This is a genomic window from Lysobacter enzymogenes, from assembly GCF_900106525.1.
In the GTDB taxonomy this organism is placed as follows: Bacteria; Pseudomonadota; Gammaproteobacteria; order Xanthomonadales; family Xanthomonadaceae; genus Lysobacter; species Lysobacter enzymogenes.
Genome location: NZ_FNOG01000001.1, coordinates 634,881 through 653,460 on the forward strand (window position 1 = coordinate 634,881; position 18,580 = coordinate 653,460).

Annotated in this window: 16 protein-coding genes and 1 pseudogene; 16 read left to right on the top strand and 1 reads right to left on the bottom strand. The window is 69.8% G+C overall.

Annotated elements, in window-relative coordinates:
- The first annotated feature begins 4 nt into the window (after positions 1–4).
- From rsmH to lpxC, 15 genes and pseudogenes are all read left to right on the top strand, one after another.
- Complete coding sequence (gene rsmH / locus BLU84_RS02785; RefSeq protein WP_232518417.1) at positions 5–946, top strand: 16S rRNA (cytosine(1402)-N(4))-methyltransferase RsmH; 942 nt, start codon at positions 5–7, stop codon at positions 944–946.
- Positions 943–1,206 carry a cell division protein FtsL gene (gene ftsL / locus BLU84_RS02790; protein ID WP_074862616.1) on the top strand — a complete coding sequence of 88 codons (264 nt, stop codon included), beginning with the start codon at positions 943–945 and terminating at the stop codon, positions 1,204–1,206. Before rsmH ends, ftsL begins: the two co-directional genes overlap by 4 nt.
- A 92-nt stretch (positions 1,207–1,298) precedes the next feature.
- Positions 1,299–3,239: a peptidoglycan D,D-transpeptidase FtsI family protein gene (locus BLU84_RS02795; RefSeq protein ID WP_074863298.1), complete on the top strand. Its 1,941-nt coding sequence runs from the start codon at positions 1,299–1,301 to the stop codon at positions 3,237–3,239.
- Between the two features lie 8 nt (positions 3,240–3,247).
- Positions 3,248–4,708: a UDP-N-acetylmuramoyl-L-alanyl-D-glutamate--2,6-diaminopimelate ligase gene (locus BLU84_RS02800; RefSeq protein ID WP_170849083.1), complete on the top strand. Its 1,461-nt coding sequence runs from the start codon at positions 3,248–3,250 to the stop codon at positions 4,706–4,708.
- Positions 4,705–6,090: a UDP-N-acetylmuramoyl-tripeptide--D-alanyl-D-alanine ligase gene (locus BLU84_RS02805; protein WP_074862622.1), complete on the top strand. Its 1,386-nt coding sequence runs from the start codon at positions 4,705–4,707 to the stop codon at positions 6,088–6,090. The genes BLU84_RS02800 and BLU84_RS02805 overlap by 4 nt, the downstream gene beginning before the upstream one ends.
- Positions 6,080–7,165, top strand: a complete 1,086-nt coding sequence (gene mraY, locus BLU84_RS02810) for a phospho-N-acetylmuramoyl-pentapeptide-transferase (RefSeq protein WP_074862625.1) — start codon at positions 6,080–6,082, stop codon at positions 7,163–7,165. The genes BLU84_RS02805 and mraY overlap by 11 nt, the downstream gene beginning before the upstream one ends.
- The gene (gene ftsW, locus BLU84_RS02815) at positions 7,165–8,454 is read left to right on the top strand and encodes a putative lipid II flippase FtsW (protein WP_074862629.1); all 1,290 of its coding nucleotides are present in this window, start codon (positions 7,165–7,167) and stop codon (positions 8,452–8,454) included. The genes mraY and ftsW overlap by 1 nt, the downstream gene beginning before the upstream one ends.
- Positions 8,451–9,530 carry an undecaprenyldiphospho-muramoylpentapeptide beta-N-acetylglucosaminyltransferase gene (murG, locus tag BLU84_RS02820; protein WP_074862633.1) on the top strand — a complete coding sequence of 360 codons (1,080 nt, stop codon included), beginning with the start codon at positions 8,451–8,453 and terminating at the stop codon, positions 9,528–9,530. Before ftsW ends, murG begins: the two co-directional genes overlap by 4 nt.
- The gene (locus BLU84_RS26085; RefSeq protein WP_139174576.1) at positions 9,527–9,709 is read left to right on the top strand and encodes a hypothetical protein; all 183 of its coding nucleotides are present in this window, start codon (positions 9,527–9,529) and stop codon (positions 9,707–9,709) included. Before murG ends, BLU84_RS26085 begins: the two co-directional genes overlap by 4 nt.
- Before the next feature lie 8 nt (positions 9,710–9,717).
- Positions 9,718–11,151, top strand: coding sequence for a UDP-N-acetylmuramate--L-alanine ligase (gene murC / locus BLU84_RS02825; protein WP_074863300.1), 1,434 nt, complete (start codon positions 9,718–9,720; stop codon positions 11,149–11,151).
- On the top strand, positions 11,148–12,128 hold the full coding sequence (locus tag BLU84_RS02830) for a D-alanine--D-alanine ligase (protein WP_074862636.1): 981 nt from the start codon (positions 11,148–11,150) through the stop codon (positions 12,126–12,128). The genes murC and BLU84_RS02830 overlap by 4 nt, the downstream gene beginning before the upstream one ends.
- Positions 12,125–12,856 (top strand): annotated as a pseudogene (locus tag BLU84_RS02835) (cell division protein FtsQ/DivIB); the annotation flags it as partial. The gene BLU84_RS02830 and the pseudogene BLU84_RS02835, both read left to right, overlap by 4 nt.
- Before the next feature lie 8 nt (positions 12,857–12,864).
- On the top strand, positions 12,865–14,100 hold the full coding sequence (gene ftsA / locus BLU84_RS02840; protein WP_074862643.1) for a cell division protein FtsA: 1,236 nt from the start codon (positions 12,865–12,867) through the stop codon (positions 14,098–14,100).
- Between the two features lie 199 nt (positions 14,101–14,299).
- Entirely contained in the window at positions 14,300–15,526 is a 1,227-nt protein-coding gene (gene ftsZ, locus BLU84_RS02845) for a cell division protein FtsZ (RefSeq protein ID WP_074862646.1), read from the top strand.
- 420 nt (positions 15,527–15,946) lie between these two features.
- Positions 15,947–16,858, top strand: a complete 912-nt coding sequence (lpxC, locus tag BLU84_RS02850) for a UDP-3-O-acyl-N-acetylglucosamine deacetylase (RefSeq protein WP_074862649.1) — start codon at positions 15,947–15,949, stop codon at positions 16,856–16,858.
- Between the two features lie 323 nt (positions 16,859–17,181).
- Here the strand turns inward: lpxC and BLU84_RS02855 are convergent, their stop codons facing one another.
- Positions 17,182–17,643, bottom strand: a complete 462-nt coding sequence (locus BLU84_RS02855; protein WP_074862652.1) for a DciA family protein — start codon at positions 17,641–17,643, stop codon at positions 17,182–17,184.
- On the opposite strand from BLU84_RS02855, the gene BLU84_RS02860 reads away from it, so the two are divergent.
- Positions 17,642–18,553 (top strand): M23 family metallopeptidase, encoded by a 912-nt coding sequence (locus BLU84_RS02860; protein ID WP_074862655.1) that lies wholly within the window; start codon positions 17,642–17,644, stop codon positions 18,551–18,553. The two genes, BLU84_RS02855 and BLU84_RS02860, sit on opposite strands and share 2 nt — an antisense overlap.
- Positions 18,554–18,580: the final 27 nt, after the last annotated feature.

Below are 18,580 nucleotides of genomic sequence, written 5' to 3' on the forward strand. Positions count from 1 at the left end.
TGGCATGGAACGCATGCACGCGCGGTCCGGCCACCTTCCCGTGATGTACCGACAGGTGCTCGACGGCCTGCGGGTGCACGGGAACGGAGCCTATCTGGACGGTACGTTCGGCCGCGGCGGGCATGCCCGCGGCGTGCTTTCGCAATTGCAGGCCGGAGGACGCTTGCTGGTGATGGACAAGGACCCCGAGGCGATCGCCGTGGCCGAACGCGAGTTCGGCGCCGATCCGCGCGTGTCCATCTATCGCGGCAGCTTCGCCGAACTCGCCCAGTGGGACGCCACCGCCGCCGGCCTCGACGGCGTGCTGTTCGACCTGGGCGTGTCCTCGCCGCAGTTGGACGTGGCCGAGCGCGGTTTCAGCTTCGGCAAGGACGGCCCGCTGGACATGCGCATGGACCCCGACAGCGGCGTCAGCGCGGCGCAGTGGCTCAACACCGCCGCCGAGAAGGACATCGCCGACGTGCTGTGGACTTATGGCGAAGAGCGCCAGAGCCGGCGCATCGCGCGCGCGATCCTGGCCCGCCGCGCCGCCGCGCCGCTGGCGCGCACCGCCGAGCTGGCCGAGCTGATCGCCCAGGCGGTGCCGCGCGGCGACCAGAAGATCCACCCGGCCACGCGCAGCTTCCAGGCCATCCGCATCTTCATCAACCGCGAACTGGCCGACCTGGAAACCGGGCTCGACGCCGCGATGGCGCGGCTCAAGCCGGGCGGCCGGCTGGCGGTGATCAGCTTCCATTCGCTGGAAGACCGCATCGTCAAGCAGTTCATCGTCCGCCATTCCAAGGCGCCGCCGAGCAACCGCCGGCTGCCGGTCGAGATCGCGTTCACTCCGACCCTGCTGGCTATCGACGGCGCGCAGAAGGCCGACGAGGACGAGCTCGCCGGCAACCCGCGCGCGCGCAGCGCGGTGCTGCGCGTGGCGCAGAAGCTGGAGGCGTCGGCATGATGCGCCTGCTGCTGGTCCTGCTGATCGTGGCCAACGTCGTCTCGGCGCTGCTGGTGGTGTTCGCCCGCCACGAGCACCGGCAGTTGTTCGTGCAGCTCAACAAGCTGCAGCGCCAGCGCGACGAGCTCAACATCGAATTCGGCCGGTTGCAGCTGGAGCAGGCGACCTGGGCGGAGAGCAACCGCATCGACCAGGTGGCGCGCGAGCGCATCGGGATGAAGTTTCCCGAGGGCGGCGAAACCGTGGTGATCCGTCCATGAACGTGCGCAAGAACCGCAACGGCAACAACGGCCGCAGCGGCCCGCTGGAGCGCGTGCTCGGCGAGCGCGGCGGCCGCGGCGCTGTGGACCGCATGGTCGAGAACCTCGGCGACGGCTTCGCCCGCCTGCGCGAGGAGCGCAGCCGCAACAACAAGCCGCGCGGCCGCAACCTGCAATTCAACCTGCGCAACCGGCTGATGCTGGTCGGCGGCGCGCTCGGCCTGTGCGCGGTGGCGCTGGTCGGCCGCGCGCTGGACCTGCAGGTCATCAGCAACGATTTCTATCGCCAGCAGGGCGATGCGCGCTCGCTGCGCGAAATCCCGATCCCGACCTCGCGCGGCATGATCACCGACCGCAACGGCGAGCCGCTGGCGGTGTCCACGCCGGTCGAGTCGGTGTGGGCGAACCCGAAGGAACTGGCCAAGAACACCGAGCGCCTGCCGGAGCTGGCCAAGGCGCTGGGCGTGGCCCAGGACGAGCTGGCGCGCAAGCTGGCGCAGCGCGCGGGCAAGGAGTTCATGTACCTCAAGCGCCGGATCAACCCCGACGAGGCGCGCCGGATCCTGGCGCTGAAGGTGCCGGGCGTGTTCTCGCAGCGCGAGTTCCGCCGCTTCTACCCGCAGGGCGAAGCGATGGCCCACGTGCTGGGCTACACCAACATCGACGACCGCGGCCAGGAAGGCCTGGAGCTCGCGTTCGACCACGAACTGCGCGGCAAGCCGGGCACCAAGCGGGTAATCCGCGACGGCGCCGGCAACATCGTCGAGAACGTCGATCTGGTGCGCAGCGCCGAGCCGGGCAAGGACATCACCCTGACCCTGGACCGCCGCATCCAGTACCTGACCTACCGCGAGCTGCGCCGCGCGCTCAACGACACCGGCGCGTCCAGCGCCTCGGCGGTGGTGCTGGACATCGAAACCGGCGAAGTGCTGGCGATGGCCAACCTGCCGACCTACAACCCGAACCTGCCGGGCGGCACCAGCCGCGACACCCACCGCAACCGCGCCGTCACCGACGTGGTCGAGCCGGGGTCGACGATGAAGCCGGTCACCGTCGCCGCCGCGCTGAGCAAGGGCACGGTGACTCCGCAGACGTTGGTCAACACCACCCCGGGCTGGATGCCCAACGGCCGCTACCGCATCACCGACACCCACAACAACGGCGTGCTGACCGTAACCGGCGTCATCACCAAGAGCTCGAACGTCGGCGCGGCCAAGCTCGCCCTGCCGCTGCCCAACGATTACTACTACGGCTTCGTCCACAACTTCGGCTACGGCAGCAAGCCCGGCAGCGGTTTCCCGGGCGAGTCCTCGGGCCTGCTGGCGCCGCCGCAGCGCTGGAGCGGCACGACCAAGGCGACCATGTCCTACGGCTACGGCCTGTCGGCCACGCCGTTGCAGATCGCGATGGTGTACGCGGCGATGGCCAACGGCGGCAAGCTGATCGCGCCGACCTTCGTCAAGGGCCAGCGCAACGAGGGCAAGCAGGTGCTCGAGCCGGTCGTGGCCGGCGAGGTCATGCGCATGATGCAGACCGTGACCGAGCCCGGCGGCACCGCCAAGCAGGCGGCGATCCTGGGCTATCACGTCGCCGGCAAGACCGGCACCACGCGCAAGTTCAGCGCCACCGGCGGCTACTCCAAGAAGTACGTGTCGCTGTTCGCCGGCGTGGTGCCGGTGGAGAAGCCGCGCTTCTCGATGGTGGTGGTGGTCAGCGAACCCGATCCGACCAAGAAGGGTTACTACGGCGGTTCGGTGTCCGGCCCGGTGTTCCGCAACGTCATGGACGGCGCGCTGCGCCTGATGGACGTGGCGCCGGACGACATCGAAACCTGGCTGGCGGTGCAGGCCGCGGCCGAGGCCAAGCGGCAGAAGCAAAGCGGCGGCAAGCCCGCCGGCCCGGTCGTGCCCGCGGCGACGCGCGCGGCGGCGGCAGCGCCCAAGCCCGCGGCGCGACCTTTGAATGCAGCGCCGATCGCCGCCGGATCGCCGGCCGCGGTGGCGCAGGCCTCCGCCCACGGAGGCGCGCGATGAGCCGCTCGATGGCGCTGGCCGAGCTGTTGCCCGACATCGCCGGTATCCCCGGCGATCTGCGCATCGGTGGCCTGGTGATGGACAGCCGCGCGGTGCGTCCGGGCGATGCCTTCGTCGCCATCGCCGGCTTCGGCGCGCACGGGCTCAAGTTCGTCGAGCAGGCGCGCGCGTCCGGCGCGGCGGCGATCCTGTTCGAACCGCCGGCGCCGGACGACTTGCCGGCGCCGGCCGACGCCATCGCCGTGCCGGGGCTGCGTTCGCGCCTGGGCGAGATGGGCGATGCCTTCCACGGCCGTCCCAGCGCAGCGATGACCGTGGTCGGCGTCACCGGCACCAACGGCAAGACTTCGACCGTGCAGCTGATCGCCCAGGCCTGGCATCTGCTCGGCGTGTCGTGCGGGACCATCGGCACGCTCGGCGCCGGCTTGTACGGCCAGGTGGTGCCCAACGGCTTCACCACGCCGCTGGTGCTGCCGCTGCACGAGCTGCTGGCCGGCATGCGCGACGCCGGCGCGGCCGCGGTGGCGATGGAAGTGTCCTCGCACGCGCTCGACCAGGGCCGCGTGGCCGGCGTGCATTTCGACGTCGGCGTGTTCACCAACCTCACCCGCGACCACCTGGACTACCACGGCGACATGGCCAGCTACGGCGCGGCCAAGGCGCGGCTGTTCGCGTGGCCGGGGCTGAAGGCGGCGGCGATCAACCTCGACGACGAGTTCGGCCGCGAGCTGATCGCGCAGCTGCCCAAGCGCGTGCGCGGCATCGGCCTGAGCTCGCGCGGCCAGGCCGGCGCGACCCTGCGCGCGGACAAGCTGAGCTTCGACAGCCGCGGCATCGGTTTCGACCTGGTCGTCGCCGGCAAGGCGCATCCGGTGGCCTCGCGCCTGCTCGGCCGCTTCAACGTCGACAACCTGCTGGCGGTGGCCGGCGCGCTGTACGCGCTGGAGCAGGAACCGGCGACGATCGCGCGGATCGTGTCCCAGCTCGAACCCATCCACGGCCGCATGAACCGCCTCGGCGGCGACGGCCGCCTGCCGCTGGTGGTGATCGACTACGCCCACACCCCCGACGCGCTGGAACAGGCGCTGGCCTCGCTGCGCGCGCACGCGCAGGCGCGGCTGATCTGCGTGTTCGGCTGCGGCGGCGAGCGCGACCGCGGCAAGCGCCCGCAGATGGCGGCGATCGCCGAGCACGGCGCCGACCTGGCCATCGTCACCGACGACAATCCGCGCGGCGAAGACGGCGACGCCATCGTCGCCGACATCATCGAAGGCTTCCGCGATCCGCAGCGCGCGGTGGTGCTGCGCGACCGCCGCGCCGCGATCGAGCGCGCCGTCGCCGAAGCCGGCCCCGACGACATCGTGCTGGTGGCCGGCAAGGGCCACGAGCCTTATCAGGAAATCCACGGCGTGCGGCATCCCTTCGACGACACCCTGATCGCGCGCGCCGCGCTGGAGGCTCGCCCGTGAAGCGCTTGAGCCTGAGCGAGATCGCGCGCCTGACCGGCGGCCGCCTGCATGGCGCCGATGCCGAAGTGGACGTCGTGTGCACCGACACCCGCGCGCTGCCGGCGCAGGGCGCGGCGTTGTTCGTCGCGCTCAAGGGCGAGCGGTTCGACGGCCACGACCACGTCGCCGGGCTGGCCCACACCGCGGTCGCCGCGGCGCTGGTGGCGCGCGAAATCGACGCGCCGATCGCCCAGGTGATCGTCGCCGACACCCAGCAGGCGCTGGCCGACCTCGCCGCCGGCGTGCAGGCGCAGCGCGCCGGCAACACCGTGGTGGCGATCACCGGCAGCAACGGCAAGACCAGCGTCAAGGCGCTGACCACGGCGATCCTGGAGCGCGCAGGCAACACCTACGCGACCCCGGGCAACCGCAACAACGAGATCGGCCTGCCGCTGGCGGTGCTCGACGCGCCGGAAGACGCGCGCTTCTCGATTTATGAAATGGGCGCGGGCAAGCCGGGCGACATCGCTTATCTGGTGCGCGTGGCCCGGCCGCAGGTGTCGCTGGTCAACAACATCGCCCCGGCGCACCTGGAGCGCATGGGCAGCCTGCTCGGCATCGCCGACACCAAGGCGGCGATCTACGACGCGCTGCCGGAAAGCGGCGCGGCGGCGATCAACGCCGACGATGCGTTCGCGCCGTGCTTCGAGCAGCGCGCGGCCGGGCGGCGGTTGATCCGCTTCGGGCTGGATGCCAGCGCCGAGGTGACGGCTTCGAACGTTCGCGTCGGACCTGAAGGTTCTACGTTCGCCCTCGTTACTCCGTTGGGACGAGTGGAGATCGCGCTGAAGATGGTTGGCCGCCACAACGTGCGCAACGCCCTGGCCGCCGCGTCGCTGGCGCTGGGCGCGGGCGTGTCGCTGCAGCACATCGCCGACGGCCTCAACGCCGCGCAGCCGGTCGACGGCCGCCTGATCACCCATCGCCTGGACAACGGCGCGGTGCTGATCGACGACAGCTACAACGCCAATCCCGGTTCGACCGCCGCGGCCATCGACACGCTGGCGGAAATGGGCGGCGAAAACTGGCTGGTGCTCGGCGCGATGCGCGAGATCGGCAATGAAGAAATCGCCATGCACGCCGAGATCGGCCGCCGCGCCAAGGCCGCCGGCCTGCGCCGGCTGTACGCGCTGGGCGAGCTGCCGGCCGCGGCCGCGGCCGCGTTCGGCGACGGCGCGCAGGTGTTCGCCAGCCACGGCGAGCTGGCCGCGGCGTTGAGCGCGGAACTCGCCGCGGGCGTGCGGGTGTTGGTGAAAGGTTCGCACAGCAGTGCGATGGACAAGATCGTGACGGCGTTGTTGTCGGCACACCGGCCGGGGGAGGGCACGACGCATGTTGCTTGAATTGACTCGTTGGCTTGAACAGCTGCAAAGCGTGTTCAATCTGTTCGGCTATCTGACCTTCCGCGGCATCCTCAGCGCGCTGACCGCGCTGGCGCTGTCGCTGTGGTGGGGCCCGGCGGTGATCCGCCGCCTCGGCCAGCTCAAGGGCGGCCAGCCGATCCGCAAGGACGGCCCGCAGTCGCACTTCTCCAAGGCCGGCACCCCGACCATGGGCGGCGCGCTGATCCTGATCACGGTGATCGCTTCGGTGCTGCTGTGGGGCGACCTGCGCAACAAGTATGTGTGGATCGTCCTGCTGGTGATGCTGGCGTTCGGCGCGATCGGTTGGTACGACGACTGGATCAAGATCGTGCGCCGCGACCCCAACGGCCTGAAGTCGCGCTGGAAGTACCTGCTGCAGTCGATCTTCGGCCTCGCCGCCGGCCTGTACCTGTGGCTGTACGCCGACGTGCCGGCGGCGACGACCTTCTACGTGCCGCTGTTCAAGTCGGTGGCGCTGCCGCTGGCCGGCGTGGGCTTCGTCGCCATCGCCTACCTGTGGATCGTCGGCTTCTCCAACGCGGTCAACCTCACCGACGGCCTGGATGGCCTGGCGATCATGCCGACCGTGCTGGTGGCCTGCGCGCTGGGCATCTTCGCCTACGCCTCCGGCCATGCCGAGTTCTCCAAGTACCTGCAGATCCCGCAGGTGCCGGGCGCCGGCGAACTGGTGATCATCTGCGCCGCCATCGCCGGCGCGGGGCTGGGCTTTTTGTGGTTCAACACTTACCCGGCGATGGTGTTCATGGGCGACATCGGCGCGCTGGCGCTGGGCGCGGTGCTCGGCACCATCGCCATCATCGTGCGCCAGGAACTGGTGCTGGTGATCATGGGCGGCATCTTCGTCATCGAGACGCTGTCGGTGATGATCCAGGTCGCCTCGTTCAAGCTCACCGGCAAGCGCGTGTTCCGCATGGCGCCGATCCATCACCACTTCGAACTCAAGGGCTGGCCCGAGCCGCGCGTGATCGTGCGCTTCTGGATCATCTCGGTGGTGCTGGTGCTGATCGGCCTGGCCACGCTCAAGGTCCGCTGATGGAAAACGCCGCCCGCCAAGCGACCCGCCTGGAAGCGATCCACGGTCGTTACGACCCGTGGCTGCTCGCCGCGTCCGTGGCGCTGGCGTGCGTGGGCGTGGTGATGGTCGGCTCGGCCTCGCTGGGCGTGGCCAACACCCACGACGTGGGGCCGTTCTATTTCCTGACCCGCCACCTGATGTTCCTGGCCGTCGGCCTGGGCCTGGCGTTGTGGCTGATGCGCACCGAACTCAAGACCATCGAGCAGCACAACCAGTGGCTGCTGCTGGTGTGCGTGGTGCTGCTGCTGGCGGTGTTCGTGCCCGGGGTCAGCCGCCAGGTCAACGGCGCGCGGCGCTGGATCAACCTGGGCGTGATCGGCTTCCAGGCGGTGGAAGCGGTCAAGCTGCTCTACATCATCTGGCTGGCCAGCTACCTCAAGCGTTTCAGCGAGGACATTTCGGCCACCTGGGGCGCGATGCTCAAGCCGATCGGCGTGGCCATCGTGCTGGTCGGATTGCTGCTGATGCAGCCGGACTTCGGCTCGTCCTCGCTGCTGCTGGCGATCACCGCCGGCATGCTGGTGCTGGGCGGGGTCAACATGCCGCGCATGTTCGGCCCGGTGCTGATCGGCCTGCCGATCCTGGCGGTGATCGCGATCGCCGAGCCTTACCGGGTGATCCGCCTGACCTCGTTCATGGACCCCTGGCGCGATCCGTTCGGCACCGGCTACCAGCTGACCAACGCGTTGATGGCGGTCGGCCGCGGCGAGTGGACCGGCGTGGGCCTGGGCGCGTCGGTGCAGAAGCTGTCGTACCTGCCCGAGGCGCATACCGACTTCATCATGGCGGTGATCGCCGAGGAATTTGGCTTCGTCGGCGTGTGCGGCGTGGTGGGCCTGTACGCGCTGCTGTCCGGCCGCGCGCTGTGGATCGGGCTCAAGTGCGTGGAGATGCGCCGCCATTTCTCCGGTTATGTCGCCTTCGGCATCGCCTTGTGGATGAGCCTGCAGAGCTTCGTCTCCATCGGCGTGAACCTGGGCCTGCTGCCGACCAAGGGCCTGACCTTGCCGATGATTTCTTCCGGCGGCTCCAGCGTGCTGATGAGCTGCGCCGCGCTCGGCGTGCTGTTGCGCGTGTCCTACGAGCTCGACCGCGCCCAGCGCCAGGTCGCGCGCCTGCGCGGCGAAGCGGCCGGCGGCGCGCCGGCAGCGGCGAGCCCGGCGCCGGCCGCGGCGGCCGCAGGCGCTGCGCGCGGCACCAGCCGTTTGCGCGACCGGGTCGAGCCGTCGCTGGGGAGGACCGCATGAGCGCGAACGAGCGTCCCGTGCTGATCCTCGCCGGCGGCACCGGCGGCCATATCTTCCCGGGCCTGGCCGTGGCCAAGGCGCTGCGCGCGCGCGGCGTGCCGGTGTCGTGGCTGGGCGCCGACGGCGGCATGGAAACCCGGCTGGTGCCGCAGCACGGCATCGAGATCGACACTCTCGCCATCAGCGGCGTGCGCGGCAAGGGCGTGGCTACGCTGCTGCGCGCGCCGTTCCGCATCGCCGCCTCGGTGCGCGCGGCCGGCCGCGTGCTGCGCCAGCGCCAGCCGCGCGCGGTGGTCAGCTTCGGCGGTTACGCCGCCGGCCCCGGCGGCCTGGCCGCGCGCCTGGCCGGGCTGCCGCTGATCGTGCACGAACAAAACCGCGCGCCGGGCCTGACCAACCGCGTGCTGTCGCGCTTCGCCCGCCGCGTCCTCACCGGTTTCCCCGACACCTTCGGCCCGAACGACGAGGTGGTCGGCAATCCGGTGCGTGCGGAAATCGCCGCGATCCCGCCGCCGGCGCAGCGCTTCGCCGACCGCAGCGGCCCGCTCAAGCTGCTGGTGCTGGGCGGCAGCCAGGGCGCGCGCGCCTTGAACCGCGCAGTGCCCGAAGCCGTCGCCGGCCTGCGCGGGCGGGTGCCGTGCGAGGTGCGCCATCAGTGCGGCGAGAAATTGCTGGCCGATGCGCAGGAGGCTTATGCCAAGGCCGGCGTCGCCGCGTCGCTGGAGCCCTTCATCGCCGACATGGCGGCCGCCTACGCCTGGGCCGACCTGGTCGTTTGCCGCGCCGGCGCGTTGACCCTGGCCGAGCTGTGCGCGGCCGGCGTCGGCAGCGTGCTGGTGCCGTTCCCGCAAGCGGTGGACGACCACCAGACCAAGAACGCGCGCTACCTGGTCGACCGCGGCGCGGCGCAGTTGCTGCCGCAGGCCGGCGACGACCTCGGTGCGCGCCTGTCGGCGACCATCGAAATCCTGGCCGAGCGCGGCGTGCTGCTGCAGATGGCCGAAGCCGCGCGCGCGATCGCCAAGCCCGACGCGGCCGAGCGCGTCGCCGATGCGGTGCTGGAGGCGGCGCGATGACGCGTACCCAGCGCCAACCCAGCGAGCGGATTTGCGTCATCCAGGCGCGCGTCTTCGCCGCCGCTTCACCCGGCCTGATTACTCTGCGCGCCCCTTCAGGCGCGCGCGACATGACCCGTTTGCAAACCTATTCCCCAAGCATGCGTTCCAACCTTCCAACTTCGGACATCACGCCATGAGCACCGCCCTGCGCCGCCGTCTGCAACACACCGGCGACCTGGCCAAGGCGTTCCCGCGCGTGCACTTCGTCGGCATCGGCGGCACCGGCATGAGCGGCATCGCCGAAGTCATGTGCACCCTGGGCTACCAGGTGTCGGGTTCGGACATGGCCGACAACGCGGTGACCCGGCGCCTGGCGTCGATGGGCGCGACCGTGCACCGCGGCCACGCCGCGGCCAACGTGCTCGGCGCCGACTGCGTGGTGGTGTCCAGCGCGATCAAGCGCGACAACCCCGAGCTGATGGAAGCGCGCGCCCAGCGCATTCCGGTGGTGCCGCGCGCGGAAATGCTGGCCGAGCTGATGCGCTTCCGCCGCGGCATCGCCGTGGCCGGCACCCACGGCAAGACCACCACCACCTCGCTGACCGCCAGCGTGCTGGCCGAAGGCGGCATCGACCCGACCTTCGTGATCGGCGGCAAGCTGCTCGCCGCCGGCGCCAACGCCGGCCTCGGCGGCGGCCAGTGGCTGGTGGCCGAGGCCGACGAGAGCGACGGCAGCTTCCTGCGCTTGAACCCGCAGATCGCCATCGTCACCAACATCGACGCCGATCACCTGGAGAACTACGGCGGCGATTTCGCCAAGGTCCAGGCCGCGTTCGAGGAATTCCTGCACCGGCTGCCGTTCTATGGCCTGGCGGTGCTGTGCATCGACGACGCCAATGTCGCCCGGCTGGCCGCGGAAACTCCGCGCCACGTGATGACTTACGGCTTCAGCGACGAAGCCGACGTGCGCGCCGAGGATGTCACCCAGCATGGCGGCGCGATGCGCTTCACCCTGTGCCTGCCCGACGCCAGCCGCACCGCGGTGACTCTGGCCCTGCCGGGCCGGCACAACGTGCTCAATGCGCTGGCCGCCGCCTCGGTGGCCTGGCAGCTCGGCGTGGCCAGCGACGCGATCGCGCGCGCGCTGGAGAAGTTCGCCGGCATCGGCCGCCGCTTCAACCTGCTGGCGCAGATCAAGACCGAGAAGGGCGCGACCGTGCAGTTGGTCGACGACTACGGCCATCACCCGAAAGAGCTGGAAGCGGTGTTCGCCGCCGCCCGCGGCGGTTGGCCGGACAAGCGTCTGGTGGTGGCGTTCCAGCCGCACCGCTACAGCCGTACCCGCGACCTGTTCGACGACTTCGCTGCGGTGCTGTCGTCGGTGGACGCGCTGGTGCTGACCGAGGTCTATCCGGCCGGCGAAGCGCCGATCGCCGGCGCCGATGCGAAATCGCTGGCGCGCGCGATCCGCGCGCGCGGCCGCATCGACCCGGTCGTGGTCGGCGGCGCCGCCGATCTGGCCGGCGTGCTGCCGGACGTGTTGAACGACGGCGACTTGTTGTTGCTGATGGGCGCCGGCGACATCGGCGCGGCGGCGCAGCAGTTGGCCACTACCGGTTTCCAAGGAGAGTCGAAGTGAGTGTCGTCAAGTTCGCCCCGCTGCGCGTCACCGACCCGGCCGTGTTCGGCCGCGTCGCCGTGCTCATGGGCGGCACCAGCGCCGAGCGCGAAGTGTCGCTGGATTCCGGCCGCGGCGTGCTCGACGCGCTGCGCTCGCGCGGCGTGGACGCGTTCGCGGTCGACGGCATCCCGGCGTTGATCGAACGCATCCGCGCCGGCGGCGTCGACCGCGTGTTCAACATCCTGCACGGCAACAAGGGCGGCGGCGAAGACGGCGTGCTGCAGGGCGTGCTGGAAGCGCTCGGCGTCCCCTACACCGGTTCGGATGTGCTCGGCTCGGCGCTGGCGATGGACAAGATCCGCACCAAGCAGGTGTGGATCGGCGCCGGCCTGCCGACCCCGCGTTTCAAGCGCATCGCCAAGGGCGACGACGTGCACGCCGCGGCGGGCGAGATCGGCCTGCCGGTCATCATCAAGCCCTCGTGCGAAGGCTCCAGCGTCGGCGTGTCGCGAGTGTTGAAGGACGCCGACATCGACGAGGCCGTGGCCCTGGCCGCGCGCTATCCGGGCGAGATGCTGATGGAGCAGATGATCGTCGGCGACGAGCTCACCGTCGCGGTGCTGATCGACGGCGACGGCTACACCGCGCTGCCGTCGATCCGGATCGTGCCCAAGGGCGAGTGGTACGACTATCATGCCAAGTACATCGCCGAAGACACCCAGTACCTGTGTCCGGGCCTGGACGGCGCCGCCGAAGACGAGATCCGCCGCCTGGCGATGCAAGCCTTCGTCGCCGCCGGCTGCAAGGGCTGGGGCCGGGTCGACTTCATGCGCGACCGCGACGGCCGCTTCTACCTGATCGAAGTCAACACCGCGCCGGGCATGACCAGCCATTCGCTGGTGCCCAAGGCCGCGCGCCAGATCGGCATCGAGTACGACGAGCTGTGCTGGCGCGTGCTCGAAGCCACCGTGATCGCGGGAGGTGGCGCGACGTGAACGCCCTGCTGCGACTTGTCGGATGGGTGCTGGCGCTGGCTCTGGTGGCGCTGCCGGTCGTGGCCGTGTTGAACGGCTGGATCGGCGCGAACCAGTGGCCGCTCAAGCGCCTGCGCGTGACCGGCGAGTTCGAGCGGGTCGACGCGGCGGCGCTGCGCAAGACCCTGTTGCCCTACGCCCAGCGCGGCTTCTTCGCGGTCGACCTGCCCAAGGCGCAGGACGCGGTGTCGAAGCTGCCGTGGGTCGAGCGCGCCGAGGTGCGCAAGCGCTGGCCGGACGTGCTCGAGGTGACGGTGATCGAGCACAAGCCGTTCGCGCGCTGGGGCCAGGATCGTTTGTTGTCCGAGCAGGGCCGCCTGTTCCCGGTCGGCAAGGATCTGCAGGTGCCGGACAAGCTGCCGCAGTTCGGCGGGCCCGACGGCCGGGTCGCCGACGTGGTGGCGCTGTACAACGAGTCGCGCGAGCTGTTCGCGCCGGTCGGGCTGGAAGTGCGCGATCTGGAAGTCGACCAGCGCGGCAGCTGGACGATGGGCCTGAGCAACGGCGCGCGCATCGTCATCGGCCGCACCGAGCAGCGTTCGCGCCTGAGCCGCTTCGTGCACATGCTGCCGCAGCTCACCGCGCAGAAAGCGCAGGTGCTCGAGCGCGCCGATCTTCGCTACACCAATGGTTTTTCGCTGACGTGGGCGCCCGCGCAACAGGCGCCGGCGGCCGCACCGAAGCAGCAAGGACAGTCATGAACCGCAAAGGCGACAAGTCGCTCATCGTTGGCCTCGACATCGGCACCTCCAAGGTGGTGGCGCTGGTGGGCGAGTATTCGCCCGGAAATCCGATCGAAGTCATCGGCATCGGTTCGCACGAATCGCGCGGGCTCAAGCGCGGCGTGGTGGTCGACATCGAATCCACCGTGCAGTCGATCCAGCGCGCGATCGAAGAGGCCGAGCTGATGGCCGGCTGCGAGATCCGCTCGGTCTACGCCTCGATCTCCGGCAACCACATCCAGTGCCGCAACTCGCAGGGCATCGCCCCGATCCGCGACGGCGAGGTCACCTACGGCGACCTCGATCGGGTGCTGGAAGCGGCCAAGGCGGTGGCGATCCCGGCCGACCAGAAGATCCTGCATGCGATCCCGCGCGACTACGTGCTCGACGATTCGCAGGAAGGCATCCGCAACCCGGTCGGCATGACCGGCGTGCGCCTGGAGGTGCACGCGCACCTGGTGGTGTGCGCGCAGTCGGCCGCGGCCAACATCAGCAAGTGTGTGCAGCGCTGCGGCCTGCAGGTGGACGATCTGATCCTGGGCGTGCTGGCTTCCAGCAACGCGGTGCTGACCAGCGATGAGCGCGAGCTCGGCGTGATCCTGGTCGACATCGGCGCCGGCACCACCGACATCTCGGTGTTCGTGCAGGGCGCCATCGCCCACAGCGCCAGCCTGCCGATCGCCGGCGACAAGGTCACCGAAGACATCGCCCACATGCTGCGCACGCCGACCCCGGAGGCCGAGCAGATCAAGGTCCGCTACGCCTGCGCGCTGGCGCAGATGGCCACCGCCGAGGAATCCATCCAGGTGCCCAGCGTCGGCGACCGGCCGCCGCGGCGCATGCCGCGCCACTCGCTGGCGCAGGCGGTGCAGGCGCGCTACGAGGAAATCTTCGAAATGATCCAGGCCGAACTGCGCCGCTCGGGTTTCGAGCACCACGTGCGCGCCGGCATGGTCCTGACCGGCGGCGCGGCGAAGATGGAAGGCGTGGTCGAGCTGGCCGAGGAAATGCTGCAGATGCCGGTGCGCGTGGGCATTCCCCAGCACGTCACCGGCCTGGGCGAGGTGGTCGGCAACCCGGTCCACGCCACCGGCGTGGGCCTGCTGCTGATGGGCAGCCAGATCGAGAACCCGCGCCGCCCGGTGATCTCCACCGGCCGCGCCGGCAGCTTCCTGAGCAAGTTGAAGAATTGGTATCGCGGCGAGTTTTGAGCGGCCGCGGCTCGCGATTGGTTTAGAGGCAAGCGCAAAAGCGGAACAGGGCAAACACGGAAGTCGTAACGAAGCAGTACGTCGTTTAGTTGTTCAAACATAAAAACCATAAACGCCGAGAAGGTGATGGAGGGTCGGATCGCGCTTTGCGAATGCCGCATCCCCAATCCCAAAATCCCGGCTCAAAGAGGACGAGGACATGGCACATTTCGAATTGGTTGAAAAAATGGCCCCGAACGCGGTGATCAAGGTCGTCGGCGTGGGCGGCGGCGGCGGCAACGCCGTGGCGCACATGGTCAGCGGCAACGTCGACGGGGTGGAGTTCATCACCGCCAACACCGACGCGCAGGCGATCAAGAACTGCGGCGCCAAGCTGCAGCTGCAGCTCGGCAGCAACGTCACCAAGGGCCTGGGCGCGGGCGCGAATCCGGAAGTCGGCCGCCAGGCCGCGCTGGAAGACCGCGAGCGCATCATGGACGCGCTGACCGGCGCCGACATGGTGTTCATCACCGCCGGCATGGGCGGCGGCACCGGCACGGGCGCCGCGCCCGTGGTGGCGCAGCTGGCCAAGGAGATGGGCATCCTGACCGTCGCCGTGGTCACCAAGCCGTTCCCGTTCGAGGGCCGCCGCCGCATGCAGGTGGCGCTCAAGGGCATCGAGGAACTCTCGCACCACTGCGACTCGCTGATCACCATCCCCAACGAGAAGCTGATCACCGTGCTCGGCCGCAACGCCACGATGATCCAGGCCTTCCGCGCCGCCAACGACGTGCTGCTCGGCGCCGTGCAGGGCATCGCCGATCTGATCGTGCGCCCGGGCCTGATCAACGTCGACTTCGCCGACGTGCGCACGGTGATGAGCGAGATGGGCCTGGCGATGATGGGCACCGGAGCCGCGCGCGGCGACGATCGCGCCCAGGCCGCGGCCGAGTCTGCGATCCAGAACCCGCTGCTCGACGACGTCAACCTGGCCGGCGCCAACGGCATCCTGGTCAACATCACCGCCGGCCCGGACTTCACCATGGCCGAGTTCGACGAGGTCGGCCGCACCATCGAGAACTTCGCTTCCGAAGACGCGACCGTGGTCATCGGCACCGTGCTCGACCCGGACATGCAGGACGAGGTCAAGGTCACCGTGGTCGCCACCGGCCTCAACCGCGTGGTCGCCAAGCAGTCGGTGCGCGGTCACGGCGCCGGCTACGAGCGCGAAGCGCAGCGCGCGCCGATCCAGCTGGTGCGCAACGCGACCACCGGCCAGCCCGAGTTCTCGGCGATGGACGACGTCGGCCACGCGCCCATGCCGAGCTTCGGCGGCAACCTGCGCGGCAGCGCCCGCCAGGAGCCGACCGGCCCGGCGGTGGCGGACTTCGGCAGCGACAACAGCTACCTGGACATCCCGGCGTTCCTGCGCCGCCAGGCGGACTGACGGCCGCGCGGGCAGGGCGCGCGGCGCGACTTCGGAGCGGACGGCGGTAAACCGTCCGCGCCGCGGTTCGTTGCCGGTACTCGTCGCCCGCCAGGCCGGTTGCAGCGGTACCGCCCGCCAAGGGCAGCACTACCCCGGACCGGACTCGTCCCCGGTCCCCAGGGCACCTTGCCCCGGCGCTCAGGCGCCGGGGCTTTTGGGCCGGTCGGCCCGGTTGCGGGCCGACCGGTCAGTTTGCGCCGCGCTGTTGACAACGGCGGGACAGTGTGTCTCTTGCGTTCAGGTTCAGGAACCCGCGTGCTACTCTTGCGCGGTTTCGTAGCGACCCCAATTAGCTATTCCGCCCCTGCGAGCCACAGCGGCCAGGCGGTCGGATCGTCACAAGAACTCCATCGTTTTCGCGGAAAGCCCTACATTCCCATGTCGCGCCAGCGCACCCTCAAGACCGTCATCCGCGCCACCGGCGTGGGTCTGCACAGCGGCGAAAAGGTCTTCCTGACCCTGCGCCCGGCCCCGGTCGACACCGGCATCGTGTTCCGCCGCACCGATCTCGACCCGGTGGTGGAGATGCCCGCGCGCGCCGACCTGGTCACCGAGACCACGCTGTGCACCGGCCTGACCTACGGCGCCGGCAAGGTCATGACGGTGGAGCACCTGCTCTCGGCGATGGCCGGGCTGGGCATCGACAATTGCTATGTTGAGCTGTCCGCGCCGGAAGTGCCGATCATGGACGGCTCGGCCGGTCCGTTCGTGTTCCTGCTGCAGTCCGCCGGCATCGCCGAGCAGGACGCGCCCAAGCGTTTCATCCGCATCAAGCACCCGGTGGAAGTGCGCGACGGCGACAAGATCGCCCGGTTCGAGCCGTTCGACGGGTTCCGCCTGGGCTTCACCGTGGTCTTCGACCATCCGGCGATCCCGGCCTCGCAGTCGCGCGCGCAGGTGGAGTTCTCGACCGAGAACTACATCCGCGAAGTCAGCCGCGCCCGCACCTTCGGCTTCATGCGCGACCTGGAATACATGCGCGAGCGCAACCTCGGCCTGGGCGGCTCGATGGACAACGCGATCGTGCTCGACGAGTTCCGCGTGCTCAACGACGACGGCCTGCGCTACGTCGACGAGTTCGTCCGCCACAAGATTCTCGACGCGGTCGGCGACCTGTACCTGGCCGGCCACGCCATCATCGGCGCCTACGAGGGCTACAAGTCCGGCCACGCGCTCAACAACAAGCTGGTGCGCGCGCTGCTGGCCGAGCGCTCGGCCTGGGAGCTGGTCAGCTACGACCAGACCGCGGACGGCCCGGTCGCCTACGGCGGCGAGGCGGCGTTCGCCTGAGGCCGCGCCGGCGTCACGCCGGCGCCTGCGGCGAGCGGGCCTCCCGCCGCCCCGTCGCGATACCCCGCGACTACACCGCGTGTCCAGTCCGCGTTCCAAGCTGAACGCGCGTCTCTGCCGGCCCGTGATGCCGGCCCAGAAAAGTCAGGAACGTTAACCAGATCACACTCGTGAATGTCACGTGACGGGTTAACGATTTTCTAACGGAACTTTTCCGGAATGCTTCCGATCGTTTAACAAACCCCGGGAGTTGGGCCAGTAGGATGCCCCGACCCGGCTCTCGGCCCCTATCGGAACGCCCCCCGCGCGAACCGCCCGAGCAGTCAGTTGGCGTCGCCGCGGCCCTTGGTTTCATCGGGGTCGCGCAGCGAATCCAGCGCGGCCCGCAGCGCTTGCTGCGTTGCGGCCGACAGGGGTTTGGCCTGTCGCACCGGTGCTGCCGCCGGCTGCGGGATCGTCGTCTTGACGACGAGTTCGGCCGCTTTCAGTCCGACGGACCGGGCTGCGTCGAGCATTTCGGGTGCGGCCAGCCGTAATTTGGCGCGCCACACCGGAGCATCGACGACATACACGAGCCTGCCGCGTTCGAAGTTGGCCAGCCGCGCATGCGCGGCGAGCGAAGGCGGCAGGTAGGGGCGTAACCGAAGGTCCAGATCTTCGAGCCATAGGGCTCGCTTGATCGGGTTGGCGGCGCTGTCCTCCATCAACGCATCCAGAGCGATGCGTGGAGTGGAAGGGCGGCGCGACTGCGGCCTTTTGGGCTTGGAATCAGACATCGGACTCATGACCTATCAATCCATCGTTGAGCACACGCGCGAACGGCTGGGGAACTTCTTCCAGCAGTGCGGCCGGGCCGGCTCCCGCCGCCCCGCACTGGCGATCGCGCTGCTGCTGGGCACCGGCGTTTGCGTCGGCGCCGGCGCCGGCATCGCCGACAACCGCATGCTACGCGCCGAACTGGCCCAGCAGCACGACCAGATCGCCGTCACCCGCCGCGACGCGCAGCGCGAGATCAACGCCCTGGCCGCGCGCATGGGCGAGCTGCAGGCCGAGGCCAACCGCCTCAACGCCCTGGGCGAGCGCCTGACCCGCATCGGCCAGCTCCAGGACGGCGAATTCGACTTCAACAAGCCGGTCGGCGTCGGCGGCGCCGGCCCGGTGCGCGACATGTCCAAGCCCGAGCTCAACGCCGGCATGGACCAGCTCAAGCAGCAGTTCAAGGCCTCCGGCGAGCAGCTGACGGTGCTGGAGTCGCTGCTGTTCAACCGCCAGATCGACATGAACGCGGTGCCCTCGCGCGCCCCGATCGCCAACAGCTACATCACCTCCGGCTTCGGCGGCCGCGCCGACCCGTTCAACGGCGGCGCCGCGTTCCACAAGGGCATCGATTTCGAAGCCGACATCGGCGACCCGGTGCTGGCGGTGGCCGACGGCGTGGTCAGCTACTCGGGCGTGCGCTCGGGCTATGGCAACGTCATCGAGATCGACCACGGCAACGGCTACGTGACCCGCTACGCGCACAACTCGCGCCTGCTGATGAAGGTCGGCGAGCTGGTCCGCGCCGGCCAGGAAGTGGCCAAGGCCGGTTCCAGCGGCCGCTCCACCGGCGCCCACGTGCATTTCGAGGTGTGGGAGAACGGCCGGGTGGTCAATCCGGTCAAGTTCCTCAACCAGCAGTCGCCGCTGAGGGGGTGAAGCGGACCGCTCGCGAGCCACTGGCTC